We start from the raw sequence: 22,451 nt of genomic DNA, 5'->3' as shown, positions 1-22,451 counted from the left end.
AGATGGATGAATCGGCGGTGTTCGGGCACGTCATTGATGAACTCGAAACACGCGATTACCAGCCACTTGTCCACGTGCCGGGCTCGCACCAAGACACGTACGCAGATGTCTTGGATCGGTGCGAGACCCACCAGATAACGATTGGCGGGCGGTATCCGGACGTACTTGGGTTCACGCATGCTGATCGCGTGTTCGCTGTCGAGGTGAAGGGATCGAGCGGCCTCCTCCGCGGGATCGGGCAGGCACTCACCTACCAGCAGGGGGCGCACGTCTCCTATCTTGCGGCGGCTGCTGACACGGTCGGGCAACATACTGATTTGCTCCGGTCGAAGGGTGTCGGTGTGATTGGTGCGACGGACGATGGCGTGACGCGGTGGTCGAGTCCGCCGACGTCGGAGTCCCACGAGCAGGTCGTTGATATCGAGGGGCAACTGTCGGTTCGACTGCGTCGCAGTGACATTTCCGGTGATATTGCGAGTCTTTCGCTTGCCCAACCACTGAATTACCTCGCGCCGGTCGTCGCGGTCGATCAACACGGCCCGCTGGCTGGCGATGAATTAGCGGATGTAATCGAAGCCGAGTACGGCTTCGGTGCGGGCACACAGGCTCGACGGAGTGCGCTGTCACTCGGACTGTTGGAGGGTACTGATCGGTTCACGCTGACTGACCAGGGGGAACTCGCGGCGACGGTGCTTCGTGGCTCTGAAATTTCGACACTCCAAGAACTCGATGCGGTCAAGAGCGATGTCGGGCGATCGACGGTCGTCGCGGAGCACCAGCCGCTCGCCATTCTGCTGCGGAACTGCTACGAGCGACACCCTGAATTCCGGTTGTTGCTTGACGCGTTGCGGAAAGAGGGGCCGCGGATTCACTTCCCTGACCTGGTTCGTCGGTTGGTCCACGAGTACCCGAACGTCTTCCTGAACACGTTCTGCACGCAAGCCGGCCGAATGCGAGCCCGGGAGCTGATCGAGGCTGGCCAGACGGCCCGAATCTACGAGGAGGAAGCTGTCTGGAAGGACATCATCCGGACGAATGTGTTGTTCAATTTCGTCCAGCAGCTCAAGCATATCGGCGTGCTTGCTGCGGACACGCGCAGTCACAGCGGGGCGATTAGCGAGTACGATGCCGGGGCGAAGCCGTGGATAATGCGCGAAGGCGGGTGAGGCGTGAATGATATTGATCCGGATCGTAAGTCGCTGAATTCAGGCACCCCATGGGAGCTTCAGTTGGAAGCACCTATCGCCTTGGTCAGTCCCGTACTGTCTGTTGACCGCGAGATGACTGTGACTGTGATTCGTTGTTGTTCAGTTCTACTTCCCAGGGTCCCGACTATTCGAGGTCGTTGTGTCCGGGATAGGTGATGGCGACCGTGCTGTCAGGAGCCAAAAAAATAAAAGACTACCCTTCGTCTCAAGCCGCATGGCGGCCGTTCAAGCCCAGTTGAATCCCGATACTATATTGAGGGATGTCCCCGCTGATCGGCCACGGTACGAGGACGGATGGGAGGAAATCTACAAGTCGAAATTTGAGGATGTACTGGATGATATTGATTCTGACACGCTAGATGTTATTCGTGAGCTTCTGGATATCGACGAGGATACTGACAATCTCCAATCAGAGATTCTTTCCCATCAAGCGGAAGCAATTACACTCTACGCCCTCTACCGATTTCTTGCAGATAAACGCACGCTCCTACGGGAAATGGCAGGAAGATATGGAGACGAGGTTGAGGAGGATGAGGAATATCGGTATCTGCTTCAAGGGTTCTTAGAAGGGAATCATAGTTTCGCCTATCAATTGCTACTCTACAACGAGTGGTCCGATGCAAAGAATGAACGGACATACAGTGTCGAAAACGATCTTCCAGACGACTATATCGATCGCTTTGATGACGACTTTCGGAAAATCCAGGTTACCCTATCACGCCGCATGAACACCGGCCACTTCAGATATGAAGACCGAAACGAACTCTCCTTTAAGAATTCGACCATTTTTGCAATCGACCGTCAGACCTCCGATAGAGAGCGACGTGATGTTGTCGGCGCTCAACGGCGTCGAAACCTACGGAGCATCTTTGTAGAGGTTAAAGAAGAGGAGGGGGTCGTCAAGATCATTGCGAACAATCAGACAATTCGTGACACGCTTGTAGAAAAGCTTGAGGAGATATTCGCTATTTCGTTGGTGAATGTTGATGCCGTTCAAAATCAGATGGCTGTCGATGCGGCGCAGTTCGAATCGTCTCTCAGCGAATTAGACGAGGACACTGAGGAAAGTGAAATCCGCCTGTTGAACGTAGAATTCCGGCGGACAGAGACAACTCCGTCAGTACCGCTCACGGTCTCAAAAAAGTCCTACGACACCGAAATTCGAAATGTTGTAGCAGCACTCGCTGAAGATATCATCAATCCAAGCATCCTGAACATTCGCCGATTCTGGTTTAATGCCTATGGCGTTGACGCCCGCGTACACGTCGACATCTCAACTGATGAAAACATTCTTCGGCTTGATTCAGATATCAAAACACACTCAGGTGATCTCTCTGGCAGAATTCGGAACACATTCCAAGACCGGTTTGGAATCCCGCTTGACCAAGAAATACCCTTACACTGGGTGACCGGTGAGCGGAAGCAGGTAGTCTCTTTTATCCTCAAAAATCCGCCTACCTACGAAACACAGAATAACCTATATCAAGACTTGATCGATGATCTCGCCGAACTTGGCGTCGTCAACACGCATTCTGTCGAACGGAAGCAGTGCCAAGGCTGTGAAGAAATCTATGAGCAGCGGGAGGACGATATCTGTCCAGCATGTGGTGGCGATTTAGCTGTTTTCGCGGAGTTTGAGAAGGTGACACTGTCGAGTCGCGGCGTTTTGAACTTCTTCCAGAACCGGCTTGCGGATGAGGGGCTGGACTACTTAGGGACGAAAACAGAGAAGATCTACCGGACAGAATACCGATTCCGTCGTGTCCGTCATGAAGGCGATATTGTCCATGTGCTGATTAATACCCCGGAAGTGAGCATCACTCCGAAGTCGATCGATCACCTGTACAGAAGTATTAATCCGGTGACGCTGCTGAATCCGGGGACAGTCAAAAATCAGCGTTTGATGGAGGAGGTCCTTGCCACGCATCTGGATTTGAGTGAGATAATCGACAAGTATCTTGACGATGAGCTGCCGGATGACTATATCACCCAGCACATCGAAGAGGTGGCTCGGGCTACTGAAGAGCGTGCTGCACGAACCGCTGCTGACGCGTATGGCCAACTACAGGAGATCGTCGCAAAACCCCAAAACTACGTCGGCGGGGATTTCGAACTGGAACTCTTCCATCTTATCAATCAGATTATCACGAATGCCGAGCAGTGGGGTACGAAACGACGGGGGAATCTCCCAGATGGGTTTGCGGAACTCCTATTTTCTAAGAGTCAGGGGCGCTTCTTCCGGTCTTTTGCGTGGGATGGCAAGTTCACTACTTCTGATGAATTGAGTATCGACGCGTCAGAAGCCAAGGATCTCCGTGGTTACATCCATCGCATCAAGGATTCTCCAGATGTTCAGTCGGCTGATACGCAATTCAGAAACTTTGTCGTGATTACCAACGCTGAGCCCGGCAATTTTGGTTCACGTGTCGCCGAACGTATCAACAAAATGCGGAGTTGGGATGGAATCCCAGTGTTGATGCATGTTGACTTCCTTCTCGGTCTCCACATCGGCTTCAACAAAAACGTCGAGGCAATCAAACGACATATACAGGAGTTCTATGAACAGTTCTATCTAATTCTAAACGACGGTAATTACTATCACCGGGACGTGGATGACGAGTTCTATGTCCACTTGACCGCTGAGGACGCTGAGACGCTGTTCGAAAACTTCGACAATCATACGACAGACAGTTCACTTGACATCAGCACCCTGCGCGACTTCATGGAGCAAGACATCTTCCCCTAAGCCGATCTCCTCCCTTGCCGAAACACCCTAACTACTCTAGCTGAAGAAGTTCCGACCCGCTATCGGCGTGCTGGACGCGGCAACGCGCAGCAACAGCGGGAAGATCAGCGAGCACAATCCTGATGCGAAGCCGTGGGTATTGCGAGAAGACGGGTGAGACGTAGGCGGAGTGGTGTTCGGTGGACGCCCTTGACCACTATACGATACTATCGATGGTATTGGTGAATCGGGTGTATTTTGCTGCAGAGGCCAGTCGAGAGTTTTTATATGTTAAGACAGTGCGAGTTATAGTGATGGATCTTCGGAGCAGTGTATCGCAGGTTCGTGTAACTGTTACACATCTTCTCTTCCGTCTGCTCACTGGGCGGTACAGCCGGAAAGCAGGTATCGGAATCGGATTCGGGGGTGCAGTGCTGATCGCGGTCGTGGGCTATGTGGCGGGTCCAGCCGTGGAACCCATCGTCACTGATTCACCTGTCGTCCCGCCACTCATGTTCACGACGGGCGATCTCACGGTGCTCTGGGGAGTGCACGCGACTGTTATCACACTGAGTCTGGTCGGGTTATCCTTCGCGTGGAACTCCGTGAAGAATCTTCCAACGATGGAGACGATCGTCGGAGAGATTGCGTATCGGCTGCGGTCGATTGAGACGATCACGTTCCTGCTGACCGCGAATCTCTGCATCGGCGCGGGTGTTCTGCTAGCCACGGACGACTTCGTTACCGCCGACATCGGTACGGCAACCGGGGCTCTGCTTGTTGTCAGTGTCGGGGTAACGGTCCACCGATTCTGGATAGTCTTTGATCTCCTCCTACACAATACACTGGACGAGAAGGTATTCGATTTTGCCGATGCTGCCTTGTCCGGAAAGTCTCGGGCGACAGCAAACGAGTATGACGTGTATCTCGGTCACTTCTTCGATGCGAGCCGGACAGAAATCGAACGTGATCGACCCGAGCGTCTCCGGGAAAAACTTCGGCGAGTGGAAGAGTTGCTGGATAGGTTGCTTGCCTCTGATTCCGAACTGAAAGAAGACGAAGGCTTCTGGGAGTACGTGTACGGAAGGTATGACGCGATCTACCGGCAAAGTGTCACACAACAAAACCCGGAGCTGGAAAAGAAGGTGATCGCCTCACTCTCTGGTGTTTTCTGGAAAACACGTAATTACGGTGATCCCGGCCTTGTTGAGCAGACAGTCCAGTGCTTCGCAAGGCTGTTCGCTCGCGGGTATGATATGAAGCCGCAGAGCACCTCGACAGAGTTTCTTCTAGATAGGTTTGAGAACGCTCAGAACGCGATATTCAGACAGTTCCAGAATGCAGACGATGATGCGTCGCTTGAGGTAGCGACGGCACAGGTCAATGGCCTGCTGGAGACGCACACCAGCCTGTGGCGGACCGCGGTTGAATACGAAGCTGTCGGAGCAATGGATTATCTCCGGCATATGCTTGACGACGTGTACCAGTTCCAAGAGCACACGTATGCACCGCCTCAGACGATCCGGGAGGCCAGGAATCTCCCCGAGGACTCGCTTGAGGCGCGAAAGCAGGAGCAGGCGGATGAGTACCGCGATGCAATCAGCCACCTGAAGTTTGCCACGTACGGGTGGGCACTCAATCTGTTTGAGGAGGAGGACGTCTCGGAGTACTTCATCGAACAGGTGCTCACCGAATACGTAGAGCAGGATTTTGGATCTGCCAACGCACTCTCGGAGATGTATTTCGAGATGGGTGAGGCGACCGAACCGCTAAACTACTGGGAGCGGTGGAATATTGACCGCGAGCTTGAGAAGAGCTACGGGGTCGCGTCGGCAGGCATGGCGATTCATACGTGGCTTCTTCGGTTCTACTGTACCGCACTTGTCTGGATCATGGACAGTGAGGAGGCGATAGACAACCTTGAGGCACGGGATCCGGAGGACAGTCCGCTCACAGAACACGACCACATTCAGAACCGTGTCGACAAGATCATCGATCGTCTGGAATCCTATCGGGATGATTATTCGCTTGATGACGTTCTAAGCGGAGGACCCTCCACGGATGAACGATGTGATGCGCTGATAGAGTACTTTGAGGCAGTCAAGGCTGTTCTTGACGAACAGGAGCAGAACTGGATTCGGGCCCTGCCAATCGGTGAGGATTACGCGGACAGTTACGGGGAGAGTCTGAATTCGCAGTTGGACTCCTGCGTCCTGCGGACGGCTATCGAGGAGGTTGGGGATATCACGCAGGTAGAGTCGCTTGAGCAAGACGCAAATGCTGAATTCACGTTATACTCTTCGTCAGTGCGAAAAGCGTTCGTGGACGATGGTATCCCCACGTTTTTCAACAGCAATTTTTCCGGAATCATGGATAAGTACCGCGGACTGGTGTTAGACTATCTCGATTTCGAAGAACGAGAGGTCGACGCGGCTGCCGATGTGGCGGATGCACTCGCGGAGGTGGTATCAGAAGAAGATGTTGCGCTTATTGTGGCCGAAGAGATGGAAGTGGCTCGGACATTGCGGGATGACGAGCGGAGCGACCGTATCTCGAACGACGATCTGCGAAGCTACCTCGCGTTCCAAGATGTTCCGGTGCTTCGGGACGTCACGACCGAATTTGCTGCTCTCGCCTTGTTTGACGAGGAATTCGACTATGTTGAAGAGGTCAAAGGTTACCCGATCGCGGTGGAGGTGACTGCTGGAGAAGATGTCGATGATTGGGACCCTGAGGAACTTTCAGGTGAGGAAGATATCCGTGACTATGTCCATATCGAGGCATCCTATAACGCGCACATCGAAACTTCCGAGCCTACCGGTGTCGTATATCGAATAAGAGAGCAAGAATACTGAATTAAACTGTGCTGGCGACGCTGGTGAAGTAGCCGTGGGCCATGTCTAGTTGGTCGCGGTCAACTTCGTCGGCATCGGTTCGGAAGTGGAAGAGTGCATTACGCGTCTCGCGGATGTCTTCAAGTAGGCTTTCGACCATGTCGCGTTCCTGTGAGAGGCGTGGCGGGAGCTGGTCGAGGTTCCGCATGATGAACATTCGGTACTCGGCGAAGGAAAAGTCTTCAAGCCGTTCGGGTGGTTCGTAACTTTCGTCGTGAGTGGCGCGGTCGGCGAACGTGTCCTCAATACGTTGGTCTAGGTCATCGCAGGATGCGCGGAACAGGTGGCGGAGGCTTTCTTCGATTCCGCCGATCTGGAGGAATGGTTCGACTTGGTGTTTGAGGAAATAGAAAACATCGTACCGGGTCAAGATCCCGTCCAGTTCCTGCTGGTCGCCGATCAGGACGTAGTCATCTTTTGCAAGCGTGTCGAATAACTCGAAGAGGTCGTGGTCAAGATCGACGAACTCGGGGTTCGTATTCAACGCAATCTTGACCGAGGTTTTCTCGACACGGGGCTTGTCAATTGATTTCACGTATTTGGCGGCCGATTTATACGTCACCGTACCCTCAACGCCGTCGTCGCTCACCACAGGGAGCTGGTCGAAATCGTTCTCCAGCATAAGTTTCAATGCCGTTTGGATTGAGTCATCAAGATTGACGGTTACAGGATCATCTGGGGTCGCTGCTGTACTGTGGCTGAGGACATCATCAGCAGTGAAGAACTCCATAGGACACTCAACATAGCACGTGTTCATTATATTCGGGGTCGCGTCGAAGCACTGGCGAGGTCAAGTGTGTCCAATCAGGGGGCAGGGAATGTTACGACCATCTAGGCATCATGCTCCACTACGGAAGTGACGGGTTGGAGCCGAACCGAAGACGCAGTCATGCCAAGCGTACGGTCAGAGGCACAGCATCGAATGCTCCGGGTCTGTCTTCCTTGGAAGGCCATTATTCGAACGAACATACCGCTCAATTTCGTTCGCTCCACCACGACTGTTTTATTTTGGCCGTTTCACGGGTAGTAGTATGACTCGTGGGCTGGAGCCGACGGAATCGTATGATGGTAGCATCACAGTGCACGTTTTGAACGATAAAAGAGATGATGTGAAGATTCAGTGTGCGTCGTATCAGGAGGCGATTCGGACTGTGAAACAACACCGTGACGGAGCGACGGCGACGAAGATTGCGGATCGTGATGGGAGAATCGTGTTCACGTCTGCTGAAATGAAGCTTGAAGAGTGGGTCGCAGAGTGGGAGCGTGCGAAGCGAAGCCTCTCGGTTGATGTTGAGGCGCATGAGTGCCCGTACGATAATGTTGCCTGTGTTGCCGATGACCTTTGCGTAAAATGCCAGATGGATGTGGTTAGAGATCAGTAGGTAACTTCGGAGTCATCTGTGAGAGGCGAGTGCACTCCTCCACTAGTTTCTTTATCGGCTTCTGTTGAACGTAGCGTATGCAACTTGATGAGGTGAATGCGGAGGTCAGGGAGTTTTGCGAAACGAGAGAGTGGGAGCAGTATCATACGCCGAAGGAGTTGGCGATCGGACTCGTCACGGAGTCGAGTGAGTTGTTGGAGTTGTTCCGGTTCAAGGAGCGGAGTGAGCAATCGGATCTCTTGACAGACTCTGAGAAGCGTGAGGATGTTGAGGATGAGTTGGCGGATGTCTTGTTTTTCTTGCTTCGGTTCGCTGATCTGTACGATGTCGATTTAGAAGCCGCGCTGGAGCGGAAGTTGGAGAAGAACAGGCAGCGTTATCCGGAGGATGAATATAAAGGAAGTAACAGGAAGTACGATGAGTAACGAGCATGCTGGTCTATGAGAATACGAAGTCGGGCTTCTTAGACGATACCCTGGAGGATCGGTTGGTGCCGGAGATTAAGCGTGGGTACGAGTCGAAGGGGCTTGGGATGGGGAGTGAGAGTGAGGTGCGGTCGTGGGAGAATTCCTTCCAGTACATGTACAAGGTGTTGCGGGGGAGCGATGTGCCTGACGATGCGGGCGTCGCCATCGAGTTCAAGATCCCGTTGACGTCGCGTCGGATTGATTTCCTGATTTCAGGGTATGACGAGGATGGGAATTCGAACGTGGCGATTGTTGAGTTGAAGCAGTGGGGTGGGGACGATACAGAGGCTGTCGAGGGGAAGGACGGGATCGTCAAGACGGTGCTTGGCGGTGGGCTTCGTGAGACGACGCATCCGAGTTACCAGGCGGTGTCGTACGCCGAGTTGTTGAAGGATTTCAACACGTCGATTCAGGAGGAGCCGATTCACTTGTACCCGGCGGCGTATCTTCACAATTTTGACCCACAGCACCGTGAGAAGATCGATAATGACGCGTACCGGCGGTATACGGAGCAAGCTCCGTTGTACGTGCGCGGTGATGCGAAGAAACTGCGGTCGTTCCTTGAGACGCAAATCGATGTTGGTGATGACCGGGAGACGCTGTACGAGTTGAACGATGGAGAACTCAAGCCAGCGAAGTCCCTGCAGGATTCGTTGTTGGCGATGTTGGAGGAGCAAGACGAGTTCACGTTGATTGACTCGCAGAAAGTCGTGTTTGAGAAGGCCGTCGAGTTGGCGAAGCAGTCTGACCGTGACGGGCAGAAACGCGTGTTGATCGTTGACGGCGGGCCTGGCACGGGGAAGACGGTGGTGGCGGTCAACATTTTAGCGGAACTGATTCAGAACGACCTGGTTGCGCAGTACGTCTCGAAGAACCGTGCGCCGCGGGAGGTGTACAAGGAAAAGCTACGGGGCGACAAGCTGGTGAAAGAGATTGACCACTTGTTCACGGGCGCTGGGAGTTACGTGGAGACGGAGGCGAACACGTTACCCGCGTTGGTCGCTGACGAGGCCCATCGGTTGAATGAAGAATCGACGTTCTTCGGGCGAGGTGAGAATCAGATCATGGAGATCATCAACGCGGCGCGGTTCAGCGTGTTCTTCATTGATGAGAGTCAGCGCGTCCATATTGATGATATCGGGTCGAAAGACGAGATTCGAAAGCATGCCCGAGAGTTAGGCGCTGACATCGAGGAATTGACGTTGGAATCGCAGTTTCGCTGCAACGGCTCGAAGGGCTACATCGCGTGGCTTGACGACGTCTTAGAGATTCGGGACACGGCGAACGCGGACGGGTTCGAGTTAGACTACGATCTCCGCATGTTTGATGACCCCGGCACGCTGCACGAGGCGATCGCGCGGAAGAACGAGCACACACGGTTGTCACGGGTGGTCGCGGGGTATTGTTGGGAGTGGGAGAAGGACGGTCGGTCTGATCCTGACACATATGATATCAAGATTGGTGAATACGAGCGGAGTTGGAATCTGGATTCCAGTGACCCGTGGGCGATCGCGGAAGGATCGATCGACGAAGTCGGGTGTATTCACACGTGTCAAGGTCTCGAATTCGATTATGTCGGCGTGATTATCGGCGAGGACCTGAAGTACCGTGACGGCGAGATCGTCGTTGATCATGAAGCGCGAGCAACGACGGACCGGTCGCTGTTCGGGATCAAGAAAATGTTCGACGAGCAGCCGACCAAGGCGGCTGAGACAGCTGAGGAGTTGATTAAGAACACGTACCGCACGTTGATGAGCCGCGGTATGAAGGGCTGTTACGTGTATTGTTGTGACGATCAACTGCAGGAGTATCTCAGAACATGCGTTGCAAACGTCAGTGCAGGATCTCAATAAGCGGATAAGACCGTCCTCAGTGGACTATCGTTCGTACTTCGGATCGTGGGGTTTCCGGACTGGTGTGTCTTTGCGGGTTTTAGCTTGAGTTTGTGATGTGTGCGGTTGTATGGCGGTACGTGTCGTCGAGAGCGGGGCCACTGAGTGTTGTGTAGAGTTCGATGAGGTCAGCAACGTCGCTTGTACAATAGTTTGAACGGGTCTGACCGGCTTGCATGGCTGTTAAGTGTGAGAGCAGGGTCGTTAGTGTCACCAGGTACGAACTTCCGTGAGCAGTATTGAGTGACGGCATCAGGGTTGAATTAGTAAGTGTCGAAAAGCGTGGAACTGAGGCTTTGCGTTCTGGAACGAATCTATGTATTTGTCGTGTCGGTTCACTTCGGACGTCGCATTACAACGAACCAGAAACAAGTACCACTCAGCTGTTCGCGCAATGTTAAGCGGATTTGTTACACGGGTCGATTTCCCGTATCGCCAATTTAAATATCGTTTGTCACAGTGGTGACTACCGTGCCAAATCTTAAACAAAAGAAGAATGGTGATTTTATTATACATAAGAACACAGACAATGTTCCATCTGCGCCTCCGGTCAGTACTTTCCAGGTTGACTCGATGGCCGTCAGAATTCTCGCAGAACTGAATATTAATGACGGTGATTATATCGATGAGGATACTTTTTGGAGTCTATTCGATATTGGATTACTTGACACGCGTAATGAAGACTACAAACCGAGTATTCCGGGTGATCTGAATGTCGATGACTTAGATCTCTTCGAAGGATTCGATATTTTGGAACAATCGAAGTTCGTGTCTGAGCTATTGTCAACACATGATCTTGAGGATCTTACCGATTCTAACGCTGTTATCGAAATTGCGACGCAGATTGATCAGGAATTCCAACGTGACAATTCGAATAGTGAGTTGATACGAGAATTAGTGACTATTTTGAAGCCAGAACTGAGCCGCCTTCTTTCATCAACCCCATTTGAGGTAGAGATATTATTCAATGTCTGTGACGTGCTAGGAGCCGAGGAACAGCAAGGGAATGCGGGTGGGTCTGGTGGGCCGCTACTCTGGACGTTCTTTCTAAACCAATTCTTTGAGGGGTTCGAAGATATCGACCATGTCTTGACAGACATTGTTAATTCGTCAAAAGATTCGATCCTCTTCGAAATAGAAGGCTTCGTTGTCGCAGCCACGTGTGAAACGTGGTATTTTGTCGGTGCAACGAATGCATTGAGTGCCGTTCCAGAGGACCTTACCGACGCTGTGTGTTCGTTTTACGATCCTCACGAGTTGTTCCTAACTGACATGCCGAAACTGGTTAGAGCGCAAATTCAGAGCTGGTTTCCCTACTCTGGAAAGTATGCAAGTTCACTCGGAGACATTCTCACAAAATCAAATCCGGGATATCTGATAGCACTACCTAAGTCTGACGCGGTTAATGTACCTGTCATCAGTTTAGAATAAAAGTTGGGTTTGATTTGTATCTGTTCTGTTAGTCCACAACGATCAGCAATGGTAGAGAACCCCATCGTCGTGGATCCTGGCCGTGAAAATCGCCAGGACAAACTCCCCTACCCGGTCGTTCAGTACCCGGCTCATTACGGTGTGTTCATCGGTTTCAAACCGGAGTCGGATGGCGATCTACATTTCTGCAGGTGTGCGAAGGACGCGATCCGGAGCTACATCCGGTGTGAAATGGAGAACCCTGCTGTCTCTGGCCGTACACCATCAGTTGAGAACATTCTCAGTCGGAAATTTCCTGAGGATACACTTGACCAAGTCACGGATACGGATGTTGATTCACCGGACGCCATCGCCAATGAACTGAATTTTGCCGATCAGCTCTGCCACCGCTGTAACGGCGTCGTTCCCGAATACCGATACTGTCACGAGATGTACGGCACTGTCTTTATGCAAAAACACGGCTGGTATGTTAACCAGCAACAGTACGAATACGGTATCTGCGGTGGGAATGACTATCTCTATGACGTCCTCCCCGAAGATCTCACCGACATCGTGGACGATGGCTTCCGCGACCGCCTTGACCGATACGAACGCCTTCAGGACAAAAAATGGGAGCGCGAACGGGAAATCCGGGATCAGAAAGAGGAAGCGATTGACGAGGTCCGCGACGAGCTACCGGATGATATCGACCGGGAGGAGCGGTACCGCCGGATCCGCGAGGTCCGGGAGCCATACGAAGAGATGGATCCACTACCCAGTGACGAAGCCGAGGAATTCGCGGAGCTGCAGGATCAGTTACAGGCGGAGCGCAAGGAGATCATGGACACTGTCGAGAACGAGGTTCGGCAGGCGTTCGGCCACTATAAGAAGGGTAATCGGTGGACTAGCGAAACCATCCTCTACCAGCTCGTGGAATCGAACTATCCTGACCACACCGTCAAGCGTCACTACCGGCCGGACTTTCTCGACGGACTGGAGTTGGATATCTTTCTGGAAGAAGCCGAAGTCGGGATTGAATATCAGGGAATCCAGCACTACGAGGCAGTGGATCACTGGGGTGGCGAGGAAGGCCTCAAACAGCGGCAGGAGCGCGACCAGAAAAAGAAGGAACTGTGCGACGAGCACGATATCGCTCTGGTGTGCATCCGACACGACCAGGAATTGACGGACGCACTTATCGAACAGGCAATCGACTCGCTAATCGAGGAGTAATGGTGCTGCGTGGTCTCAGGCAACGGTCGATCCTTCCGCAGAAGATCGTTTGTGGTGGTATCGGAGACTTCCCGCAACCGCCATACCGAACAGGATCCCGACACCGTGCGCCACAATATTTGTCAATCCGCCGCCGGACGTGATATCTGACGGGAGCGAGGCAGTAAATCCGAGGACACTCACGAGGATCGAAACTAAGAGTACCAAGCTCAGACGGCCGTTTTTATTTCCCCATTCAGATAGTTCGGCGGCCGATGCCACGTGTGAGGTTCGCGTACCGGCAAACGTACCACAGAGGATGAGTACGCCCACACTGATGGCCACACTCCGCTGGGTCAGTATACCGAACCCCAGCATCAGATACCCGAAGTAGAGTCCCATTGATAGCACGGCAACCGGTTCCTCCTGTTTCTGGGCGAACGTGTAAAGGATAGACATGAGCAGGAACCCGGCCAGAGCACCGACAACTCCGGAGAATCCCCGGTCGTTCTGGATCTCAAAGCCTAGAATTTCATAAAACGCAAGGTAGCTACTGGCGCTGATAATGAATGGACTGATCGCCAGGATGATGCCCAATCCGAGCCAGAAGCGGCGTTCCTGCTCACAGTAGATCTGAAGGATCCAGCAAGGGAACACCAAGAGTAAGTAGCCCACGAGGTTGCCGATTAGATGGCCGTCACCTGGTCGATGGTCGTGGACAAGTGCGTTCGTCCAGAAGTTGTGGAGGCGCGGGTTAGTGTGGTCGAGAACGAGGGTTTGTTGTAACGAGAGGGAGGTGCCGTAATAGATGGCTGTTAGTACGGCGGGGATTACCAGGAGGACGAGAATTTTGAGGACGTCCCGGTAGGTGATCTGAGACGTCTCTAGCAATTCCATTATCCGTCAACAAGACATCTGTTCGCATAATAGTTGTTGATCGGTTACAATTTAGCATCTGGAATCGCTTGATTATCCCTCAAATAGCGTTGGACGCGTACCATGAAGTGCTGTCACCGACGAATACAGATATGACCTACGTTGGAGTTGACTGGGCAAGCGGGTTGTGGGTCACTGTTACACTCGGTGACGATATCAGCATCACGACCCATCCCTCAATCCTGAACGTCTGGCACGACTACAAAACGTCAGCCGAGGCGATACTGGTGGACATCCCGATTGGCCTTCCGGAATCAGGCACCCGTGCCTGTGACCGTGCTGCGAAGTCGATGCTCAAGGACCGATCGAGCACCATCTTCTCAGTCCCGGGCCGCGATATCGTCGAAATAGATGACTACTGTGACGCCAGGGAGGCCAACGACGATTCGCTCGGTAGCCAGAGCTGGTGGCTGTTCCCCCGCATCCGTGAGGTTGATGTCTTCCTCCAGGAGGTTAACGGCGCAATCAACCGCATCTACGAAAGTCACCCCGAGGTTTGCTTCGCGGCGCTGGCCGGCGAGCCACTCCAGTCGAAGAACAGTGAGGCCGGTGTGGATGATCGAGTGGCTCTGCTCAAAGCTCTCGACGAGGATCTCCACGCAGAGGTCAGGGAGTTTGTTGATGAGCGCCGGGATGATGCGGCGTGGCACCATCACATCTCGAAGGGTCGGATTGACGATGTCGTTGACGCGGCCGCCTTGGCTGGCACTGCTGCGAAAATCGGTCTGACTGAGAGAGCCAGCCGGGCGGACTATCCCGCGCTTCCTGAGACCGGGGACAGACCTCCTGAAGATCCAGTGCTGGACATTCCGATGGAAATTGTGTTTCCAGGTGGAGGCGTCTCGTAGAGAGTGGAACAAACGCTCGATACTCTACGGTTGGAGAGATACTACCGGGAACTAGATTTCGAGATATGTCTTTGTCTCTTCCCATCGCTGTAATTCGTCTTTCAGCTCTTCGATTTTTTTGTCAGCTTGGGCTGCCTTCTCGCGGACTCGCTCAACGTGTCTTGATACGGTGCTTTCTTTGATTCCGTATTCTCTGGCGATGTACATCTGTTTCAAGTCATAGCGAACGGCGAGCTCCCACATTGCGATTTGGCGTTGTGTAAGCGCTGTTTTGTCAGCGAGATCTGCCCAGTTCTCCTCGTTCGTCTGTCGAAGCGCTTCGACTGCCTCAGCACCATGACGACCAGAATCCTTGGGATTCGGACTCATACGTGTGGTATTTGGTGCAGGAATGTATATCTTGTTGTGCTGGTTAGCACCCATAGGGCTTGGGTTAACTCTTTTTTAAAACCCTCTGCTATTACCAAATGCGATGCAAGAAATAATCGACCGAAAGGTCTACGACACGAACAGTGCGGAACGAATTGCCAAGCATGGAGCCATAGTAGACAAGGGTGACTTCTACGCCCTCGCAGAAACGCTCTACAAGGATCCGAATGGTGAGTACTTCCTGCATTGTCAGGGTGGTGCGGCTACGGAGTACGCCGACCAGACCCCAAATGGGACAACGTACGGTGAAACGTTGGAGTTGCTCACGAAAGAAGAAGCCCTCGACTGGTGCGAGAAACGCTCTGCCAACTCAGAGACAGTCCTTGAGGAGTTTGCTGATCTCATCGAGAACGTCAACACCGCAGAGTAACACCGGCCAACCTACCAACCTCTTATACCAAAAATGCAACAGAACAACCTCGGTAGCAACGAAGACGACCAGACAGCACAAGGACGGACATTATCAGAGCCGATTGAGGCGGTTATCGACGAGATCGAGAAGTCAGTCCATGGCATCGCTGCGATTACGCTGAGCCACCCACTGCCGAACGAGGAGATGCACCCGATGGAGATCATCGTCCACACTGACGGTCGAAGGAAACCAATGTTTGATCCGATGCAAGACGTCACGGCCACCGAAGCGGTGATCGATATCAAGGATGGGGATCAGGTTGGCATCCTGTATGACATCCACATCCGTACGGACGACCCTGTTGTAACGGAGACGGTCAACATAACGCCAGTGTACCGATCTGACGATGTTGGACAGGCTGACCCGATCACGGTTGAAGACGGGCTTGATCGTCTCCGGTGGAAACTGGGAAAGACAAGAGATGAGATCCAGTCGGCACTACGGGAGGAGCAGTAACCACCAACGCGACGCAGAGCAGGCCGAGAACGGACTGCGCTAGAGAGTCCGAGTGAACGATTGTCAACACGAACAAATCGCATCCGATGCGAGGATGGATGGCCCTGTTGAAATCCTATTCGTTCGACCCTCTCGTCGCTGGAACACCCGTTAGGTAGGCGTGCGGAGTGACTACTCGATTTCTAACTGACCACTTTTGGTGCCTTCCCCACCGTCGTTCTCGTCCCATTCGAGCTCGAACTCGATACTGCGTTCAGTCATGTTGCCAGCCGGACCTTCGCGTTCAGCTTTGACCTCGTAGGTCGGCCGGGCAGGGGGGTTCAGTGTTACAGACTCGGAGCCTGCTTTCAGGTTGATGGGGTCTCCGCTTTCGAGGTTGTCCGCGACTTTCCGGGGGTACGATGCGATCTCTTCTCGACTCTGGTTGCTCTCTGATTTGAACAGGACTTCTTCAGGCATACAGGAGAACGTACACAGCCTGCACCGATAAATGCGCCCGCTGTACTGACCGATTCTCCCAGAACCTGGTAGCTAGTGAGGATTTCAACAGAGCCAGATAGACCTATAACTCTCTAAGGAAGCGTTCTGTGTTCAGTCATCGCGGAGTAACTCTTCCGGAGGAGCTAATACCGCAGAGTCGGGTGCTTCAGCACGTTCATCGGCGTTGGCTTTTACCTCCTCGCGCGGTTTCTCCACACTCTGTCCTCGGTCCGGGGCGGAATCAATCTTCGATACACGTAGTCTACCACACCGCTCATAGGCACCAACGAAAACTCGGAGTGCGAGGTTTAGACGGCTCGCAGAAACCGAACGTTAGGTGGGGGCCTCCACGGTAAGCGCCTCGTCGGTGGGTGACCAGGTATGCTTGTTCTGCTCAGCGAGACCAACGTTCTGGAGGCGACTCAGAATCGAACCCACCTCGTTTCGTTCTGTCCCATTCGAATTAGGTTCGTTAAACGGTGAATCAGGGAGTTCGCACACATCGCCGTGGATAACACGGCGAACCGCGCCGCCGGTGTTCTGGCGGAGTGCCTTGAGGACGAACTGTTCCTCCGTCGTCAGCCGGTCAATGGCGTCTGCAGGCTCTTCAACGCCGCCAAGACGTGTCTCAGGGGTCTCCCATTCTTCGAGAACAAACGCGGTTATCGCCTCCTCGCGGTTCTCGATATTTTCGACGGACCACTCGTCGTAGTTGTCCTGGATGTCCCACTGAACCCAGAGCTTCGACTCTACGTACCCTTCGTCGCGCTTTGTCTCGAACGCAGCGTTCCCCCACTTCGAGTTCCACGATCTGCTTGCCAACGTGAGGTTCCCGAGCCGGTGAACATATGCATCATACCGAGCTTCGGGACTCGGATACTCGCCGGCATCCTGGATCGGGAGTTCGTCAGGACTCTGTGGCCAGATGTGTTCGACCGTGTATTCGTTACTCATTGCTTCCGAGAGCGTCGGCCCCCCACGTTCACTCTTCTCGTCAGCTCGGTGTTCGTTGTAGAAGTAGAAGAGGTACCGGAGATCCTGTGAGCTTGCTTTCGAGAAGAGGTCTGCAGCGGACAGTGACCGTCGGAACTGCGAGTCATCCTCGTATCGATTCATCAGGGAGACGACTTTGCTCACCCAGACATCGGCAGGGCTGTCCTTGCTGAGGTTCCGAGTGCGGACGTAGAGGCTGGATTCACCAGTGTGGCTCCGATGGTTCCCAATAGAGTAGACGCGGAAGATGTACGTCTCAATCGCGTTCAGAAGTTCCTGTCTCCCGTCCTCATCGAGGTTCGGCCAGGCTTTGAGGAGCAGCGGGTAGAACTTCGTCGCATGACGCAGGCGATGTATCCGCTGGACAAGCGTCGAGATGTCGTCGTCGTCAGTACGGTCGAGTACTTTCGCTAACGCGTTGAACCCGCGCTCCAAGCTGTTGGTGTAGTCGCGGATGTATTCCAAGCACGCTTGAGGGTCTTCCCTTCGAAGCGTGCGAATGTGTTCTTTCAGTTCGGTGAGGAAGGCGGGATCGCTGTACTCGTCGGAGTTCGACCAGTCGAAGTACGAGATGAAGTGGTACCGCTGGACCGCATCGTCGCTGATGTCGGTGACGTACGGTGACTCCAGCATCGTCTGGTGGTCGTTGTACATCTCTCCGAAGGACTGCCGAATGCGGCGAATGGTGGCTTGGGCCTCACCTTCGTCGTCAGCAGCGAGGTAAGCCATCCGCATCAGGAAGGACTTCGTCTTGTCGAACGTTGAGAGTGACCGGCCGCGGTCGTTGACGCTGTCGAAGATGAGTGTTGCCTTCTCCGGGTTGGCTGCGTCAACGACGTACACCATCAGTTCGAGTTCGAGGATGGTCTCCCAGAGTTGCTTGAGTTCGGTGGCGACGTCTACAGGATTAACATCAGGGGACGCAGTGAGATTATCGAGTTGCTCGTCGAAGTATTCCTTCGCCTCGATCATCTTCCGCTGAGACGGGCGCTCTGGCTCGTGAACGTCGTGCCCGGTAAGCAGCCATTCGAGATACTTGTTGTCCTCCTCGTCAAGTAATTGGAGCTGGTAGATGTTGTCCTCAACAAGAAGCGTCTCGCGCATCTCTTCGATGTCGCTGAGTATCTCGGCCTCGTGATCCGTCTCCGGTGCGATCTCTTCCAGACACTCCGTCATTGAGCGCACCAACAACGCAAGCGATGTGATGCGCTGTTGGCCGTCGATGAGGAGGTTGATCGGTTTCTCTCTGGAAGAGCCGTATCCACCAGTACTCCCGCCGCTTTCCGTTTCGTCCGTCTTCTGGATGATGATCGTCCCGAAGTAGTGCTGTTTGTCCGGAGGTAGCGTGTAGAGGTCAGTCCAGAGGTCGTCCCATTCCGGCTTGGTCCACGAGTAGTACCGCTGGTACTCCGGAACGTGGAATACCCCTGCTGTCGTCAGTTCTTCTAACGATTTCTTTCCCGATTCCATACACCTGATTGCTCAGAGAAGGCAGAAAGTTCCTGTGGGAATCACGCTACTGGAGTTGAAACATCCTCAACAGAGTTTTCGGCAGTGCAAATGACGGATACATATGGCTCAGGTCGAATGGACGTTCTCGGACGAGGAGATCGGCAACGTTCTTGAGATAATCGCTGACCAAGAAGACGACCCATTTGTGCAGAAACGACAGGAACAGAACGTGAACAATGCCGAGATCGAAATCACTCCGGATCAGTTCTGGAATGCCCATCTCGCAGCACTGCTCACCTCCCAGCAGCGCTCAGGGCCGGCCAGTCACGTCTCCAAATTTCTGAAGAACAAAATTCAGACGGTGAGTCTCGATCAGTGTCGGGATGTCGATGACGTCAGTGGATTCGTTTCTGAGACGCTCGAAGAACACGGAGGGATTCGGTACTACAACAACATCGGTGACGCCTGTGAGACGAATCTCGAACGTCTGGACTCTGGAGGGTGGGACGAACTGTGGAGTGAACTAGAGCTGTTACGGGAGGCACGAACGCGAGAGCCGAAAGCTAGCGATCCGGGGACGGAGCGTGAAGCAGCGACTTACCTGTCCGAGCGACTCGGTGGTGATGGACTCCACAGAGTGGGATCGAAGCAAGCGCGGAACGTCCTCCAGATTCTCGGTCTAACGAGGTTCGAGATTTCACTCGACTCTCGTATCACGAAGTGGCTGAACAAGAACTTCGATCTTCCCTACCACGTTTCCGGGTCAGGACTCAGCACCCCGGAGTATTACCACTTCATCATGGACATCGTTCAAGACGGCTGTGCAACAGCCGATGTGCTCCCCTGTGTCTTCGACGCCGCGGTGTTCTCAAGCTACGATACGAACTGGACAGAGAGTGATGCTGATGCGATCTTCTAAGAGGAATTATACGACGGCGTTGCCGATCATCGCGGCCGCAGAACTCCGCACCTAGATTACGCAGCGGAGGTGACGCTCACAGACGAACAAGTCGGACGACATACTGTGGTGGGATTTTGCTCACAGACTGGATCGACAGTAGCACGAAGTATTGCGGTTGACGAGACAACCTATGCTTCTCTTTCAGTTCTGGCTACAGTATTCATGAACATGTTCCATAATATCGACAATCTTGGATGGGTGTTCCACGTCGTCTAATCTCCCCATCTTAAGCCCTATGTTCGGTTTAGTCACACTGGGACAGTCTTGGAGATTCCGCGCGCAACCAGTTTGAATGATGTCAACGATTTCTCCACTCGGTTTTTCCGCCTCGTCTACTGACTGGAAATGGATTTCATCCCAGTCATTGCCATCTGCACGTGGCCAATGTTCTTCAGCGAGTCGGGCTAAGTCGTCCTTCTCCCACGTGTCTTCAAGTTCCTTGTCACCGATCCAGACGAGTTCTGGTTCCGAACCGCCGACTTCGTACATATCTTCAAGATGGTCTTCAAGAGTATCCTCAGAATAGGTCCGCTCTTTCGCGTCGGAATCCAGGATAACGAACGTTCGTGCTCGCCCACTGTCCTGAAGACGCTCAAGGGTTTTTACGATATGGCCACACCCCTGACTATCCCAGACTTGAACGCCATCCTCTACGAGGGTGCTACCGGTGACTTGGTGGTATAATTCTTCGATATATTTGTGTTCAGTTGCTCCCTCTACGACAATCATCGCTCGTTCAAGATAGACCCAGCTAGCAGAAAGACCCAGGCCTGCCATGATGTTGCCCATGAAATCCTCAGCCTCTGCTTCGTCCTTTGAAACTAGCGGCGCTCGCTCGTCGTTTGTATCCACTTCTTCAGGGAGATATACTACTTCGTGTAAGGGAGTCCCATCGACCATAATCAAACTATGAGTCGAGACGATACACTGGGAGAGATAACTATCTTCATCTGAGATGTCGCTCCGGAGAAGATTGATCAGCCTCCGTTGGACGTCAAAATGGAGTCGATGGTCTGGTTCGTCCATCGTCCGGATGACGGATTCTTTTCCTTCGTTGGCCTCTGCGCTCCATTCAAGCATCGAGAGGGCCGAACGGGCATTAGTTCCGCCACCCAGTTCTTGAAGCGGGACCTGTTCACCGTCTCGGCGAAGCACGATATTGGAGAGATCTGCCCCGTTGACAAAACTCCAATCGGGATCCACCGTAATCTGATCCAGGCCGGGGAGGTATCGCTCCATCCTGTCGGAAAGGCTTTCGAGTCGTTCGTTAAGCGCATCCGTCGCCTGTTCTTCAATTTCGACAAGCTCGTCAACTCCCGTTTTTTCACCATCCTCGTCCTCCGCGTAGAGGAAGGATCTGGTCTCTTGACGGAGTAGTTTTGAGAGTAACTTGATTGGACTGTCTACCTCCTCGGTATCGATTTGCTCACTGGCTGGAGCTAAACGACCGAATTCTCTGGTTCCACAAGAGACCCAATTAAGACTGGTGTCTTCGGGATTTTTGAGGATTTCAGCCTTCAATTCCTCGAACTGTTCTTCCCGCTCAGCGGCGTTACTCCCCGGGTCAATATCGTAAGCATCCAGAATCTCTCGTTCTTCGTCCGCTAAATAGTCCCATTCGTGGAGCCGTTCATCTTCGGGAACCCGCTCTCTGAGATAGTGGTCTGGGGACTCTAAATAGACATCTTCTTCTGAATCTCCAGTAACTTCCCATTCGATCTTCAGCCCTGCAGCATCGTCATCCTCAAGATTGGTACGATCTGCCAGGTCGTCTGGCGGGTTTTCAATGATCGCCTCGATAGAGGCGTCGGGTGCTCTTCCGGTGTCTCGTGTCACATCACGCCGGATCTGCTTAATGTCTAGACTCGAATGATCGCATACAGTCTGTAATGCCTCCAAGAGAGTGGTTTTTCCAGCGTCGTTAGGGCCCACTAAGAGTGTAAATGGGGTCAGCTGGAGTGTTAAATCCTCAAATTTCCCGATGTTCTCAACTGAGAGTCGTGAAACGTGAGTCAGTCCGTCACTCACGGCTCTGCCCTCTCCATTCGAGAATCTTGGACACGCACAAAATTGCTGCGCATCATTTGATCTGATCGTAGCGATATTTATCTTCGATATTTCGGTTGAAGTATTTCCCGTGCGAATTGGCGTTCATAAGTTCTTGGTGGATTCGTTTGGGAACATCAAAATACTGGTAGACTCTTCCACCGTGGAACTCGATCTCTAGAACTTGGTTCGACTCGTCATATCCTACACTACTGAGATTGCTTGAGGAGACGGGAACCCGGTTCATG

General features: G+C 53.1%; 19 protein-coding genes. 12 read left to right on the top strand and 7 right to left on the bottom strand.

Annotated features, from left to right (window positions below; genetic code table 11):
- Positions 1-2 precede the first annotated feature (2 nt).
- The 3 genes from NLF94_RS11950 (at position 3) to NLF94_RS11940 (ending at position 6,788) form a co-directional block, all read left to right on the top strand.
- Complete coding sequence (locus tag NLF94_RS11950; RefSeq protein WP_254837853.1) at positions 3-1,166, top strand: hypothetical protein; 1,164 nt, start codon at positions 3-5, stop codon at positions 1,164-1,166.
- 256 nt (positions 1,167-1,422) lie between these two features.
- On the top strand, positions 1,423-3,954 hold the full coding sequence (locus NLF94_RS11945) for a hypothetical protein (RefSeq protein ID WP_254837852.1): 2,532 nt from the start codon (positions 1,423-1,425) through the stop codon (positions 3,952-3,954).
- A 293-nt stretch (positions 3,955-4,247) separates the two neighbouring features.
- Positions 4,248-6,788, top strand: a complete 2,541-nt coding sequence (locus NLF94_RS11940; RefSeq protein ID WP_254837851.1) for a hypothetical protein — start codon at positions 4,248-4,250, stop codon at positions 6,786-6,788.
- A 1-nt stretch (position 6,789) separates the two neighbouring features.
- On the opposite strand, the gene NLF94_RS11935 is transcribed toward NLF94_RS11940, so the two are convergent.
- Positions 6,790-7,557 (bottom strand): CBS domain-containing protein, encoded by a 768-nt coding sequence (locus NLF94_RS11935; protein WP_254837850.1) that lies wholly within the window; start codon positions 7,555-7,557, stop codon positions 6,790-6,792.
- Between the two features lie 301 nt (positions 7,558-7,858).
- On the opposite strand from NLF94_RS11935, the gene NLF94_RS11930 reads away from it, so the two are divergent.
- From NLF94_RS11930 to NLF94_RS11910, 5 genes are all read left to right on the top strand, one after another.
- Positions 7,859-8,209 carry a hypothetical protein gene (locus NLF94_RS11930; protein WP_254837849.1) on the top strand — a complete coding sequence of 117 codons (351 nt, stop codon included), beginning with the start codon at positions 7,859-7,861 and terminating at the stop codon, positions 8,207-8,209.
- Between the two features lie 77 nt (positions 8,210-8,286).
- On the top strand, positions 8,287-8,634 hold the full coding sequence (locus NLF94_RS11925) for a nucleotide pyrophosphohydrolase (RefSeq protein ID WP_254837848.1): 348 nt from the start codon (positions 8,287-8,289) through the stop codon (positions 8,632-8,634).
- A 5-nt stretch (positions 8,635-8,639) separates the two neighbouring features.
- A complete protein-coding gene (locus NLF94_RS11920; protein WP_254837847.1) occupies positions 8,640-10,529 on the top strand; it encodes a DUF2075 domain-containing protein in 1,890 nt (629 codons plus the stop codon).
- Between the two features lie 510 nt (positions 10,530-11,039).
- Complete coding sequence (locus NLF94_RS11915; protein WP_254837846.1) at positions 11,040-11,999, top strand: hypothetical protein; 960 nt, start codon at positions 11,040-11,042, stop codon at positions 11,997-11,999.
- 48 nt (positions 12,000-12,047) lie between these two features.
- The gene (locus NLF94_RS11910; protein ID WP_254837845.1) at positions 12,048-13,211 is read left to right on the top strand and encodes a hypothetical protein; all 1,164 of its coding nucleotides are present in this window, start codon (positions 12,048-12,050) and stop codon (positions 13,209-13,211) included.
- 15 nt (positions 13,212-13,226) lie between these two features.
- Here NLF94_RS11910 and NLF94_RS11905 read toward each other — a convergent pair whose 3' ends face one another.
- Positions 13,227-14,087, bottom strand: coding sequence for a hypothetical protein (locus NLF94_RS11905; protein ID WP_254837844.1), 861 nt, complete (start codon positions 14,085-14,087; stop codon positions 13,227-13,229).
- Between the two features lie 131 nt (positions 14,088-14,218).
- Between NLF94_RS11905 and NLF94_RS11900 the strand changes: the two genes are divergently transcribed.
- Positions 14,219-14,974 carry a DUF429 domain-containing protein gene (locus tag NLF94_RS11900; RefSeq protein ID WP_254837843.1) on the top strand — a complete coding sequence of 252 codons (756 nt, stop codon included), beginning with the start codon at positions 14,219-14,221 and terminating at the stop codon, positions 14,972-14,974.
- A gap of 51 nt (positions 14,975-15,025) precedes the next feature.
- Here the strand turns inward: NLF94_RS11900 and NLF94_RS11895 are convergent, their stop codons facing one another.
- On the bottom strand, positions 15,026-15,343 hold the full coding sequence (locus NLF94_RS11895) for a helix-turn-helix transcriptional regulator (protein ID WP_254837842.1): 318 nt from the start codon (positions 15,341-15,343) through the stop codon (positions 15,026-15,028).
- A gap of 103 nt (positions 15,344-15,446) precedes the next feature.
- Between NLF94_RS11895 and NLF94_RS11890 the strand changes: the two genes are divergently transcribed.
- Entirely contained in the window at positions 15,447-15,773 is a 327-nt protein-coding gene (locus tag NLF94_RS11890; protein WP_254837841.1) for a hypothetical protein, read from the top strand.
- Between the two features lie 33 nt (positions 15,774-15,806).
- Positions 15,807-16,271 carry a hypothetical protein gene (locus tag NLF94_RS11885; RefSeq protein ID WP_254837840.1) on the top strand — a complete coding sequence of 155 codons (465 nt, stop codon included), beginning with the start codon at positions 15,807-15,809 and terminating at the stop codon, positions 16,269-16,271.
- Positions 16,272-16,442: 171 nt separating this feature from the next.
- Here the strand turns inward: NLF94_RS11885 and NLF94_RS11880 are convergent, their stop codons facing one another.
- Entirely contained in the window at positions 16,443-16,730 is a 288-nt protein-coding gene (locus NLF94_RS11880) for an amphi-Trp domain-containing protein (protein ID WP_254837839.1), read from the bottom strand.
- Positions 16,731-17,084: 354 nt separating this feature from the next.
- Positions 17,085-19,214 (bottom strand): DUF262 domain-containing protein, encoded by a 2,130-nt coding sequence (locus tag NLF94_RS11875; protein WP_254837838.1) that lies wholly within the window; start codon positions 19,212-19,214, stop codon positions 17,085-17,087.
- 103 nt (positions 19,215-19,317) lie between these two features.
- Here NLF94_RS11875 and NLF94_RS11870 point away from each other — a divergent pair, with 103 nt between their 5' ends.
- On the top strand, positions 19,318-20,115 hold the full coding sequence (locus tag NLF94_RS11870) for a hypothetical protein (protein WP_254837837.1): 798 nt from the start codon (positions 19,318-19,320) through the stop codon (positions 20,113-20,115).
- A 183-nt stretch (positions 20,116-20,298) separates the two neighbouring features.
- On the opposite strand, the gene NLF94_RS11865 is transcribed toward NLF94_RS11870, so the two are convergent.
- A complete protein-coding gene (locus NLF94_RS11865) occupies positions 20,299-22,185 on the bottom strand; it encodes an ATP-dependent nuclease (protein WP_254837836.1) in 1,887 nt (628 codons plus the stop codon).
- Between the two features lie 52 nt (positions 22,186-22,237).
- Positions 22,238-22,450, bottom strand: coding sequence for a KTSC domain-containing protein (locus NLF94_RS20985; RefSeq protein ID WP_254837835.1), 213 nt, complete (start codon positions 22,448-22,450; stop codon positions 22,238-22,240).
- Position 22,451 lies beyond the last annotated feature (1 nt).

The organism is Natronomonas marina, from assembly GCF_024298905.1.
Lineage (GTDB): Archaea > Halobacteriota > Halobacteria > Halobacteriales > Haloarculaceae > Natronomonas > Natronomonas marina.
This window is presented reverse-complemented; position numbering and strand designations above follow the sequence as displayed.